The sequence below is a fragment of the Lactobacillus sp. C449L genome, from assembly GCF_059900815.1.
The window spans coordinates 1-470 of record NZ_JBWXGA010000176.1 but is presented as its reverse complement, the minus strand read 5'-3'; the positions used below and the strand labels follow the sequence as shown (position 1 = coordinate 470).

Genomic DNA, 470 nt, shown 5'->3' with positions numbered 1-470 from the left:
AGTTAGAATTACATCAAATTCAGTTTTTTCTTCAACAGCAGCACCAGCAGCAGCGCCAACAACAGCTACAGGAGCAGCCGCAGTTACACCAAATTCTTCTTCAATCGCTTTTACTAAGTCGTTTAGTTCTAAAACAGTCATATTTTTAACTGCTTCAATGATTTGTTCTTTAGTCATGAGAAATTTACTCCTAATCTTTTTTGTGTGTTTTAAAAGTGAGCGAGTTTAGTTCGATTAAGCACCTTGTTCTTCTTTTTGATCAGCAACAGCTTTAGCTGCCAATGCGAAGTTACGGATAGGAGCTTGAAGAACGCTAAGCAACATAGAAAGCAAGCCTTCGCGGGATGGAAGATCTGCAAGAGCTTTGATTTCCTCAACAGTTGCAAGGTTTCCTTCAATTACACCAGCTTTAATATCAAGCGCTTCATGCTTCTTAGCAAATTCATTTATGATTTTCGCAGGAGCTACAA

Annotated in this window: 1 protein-coding gene and 1 pseudogene; both read right to left on the bottom strand. The window is 38.7% G+C overall.

The window, feature by feature from the left end:
* Positions 1-177 (bottom strand): annotated as a pseudogene (rplL, locus tag AC2JF9_RS08895) (50S ribosomal protein L7/L12); the annotation flags it as partial.
* Positions 178-234: 57 nt separating this feature from the next.
* The coding region (locus AC2JF9_RS08890; protein WP_500727041.1) for a large ribosomal subunit protein uL10 at positions 235-470 on the bottom strand (236 nt) is incomplete at its 5' end.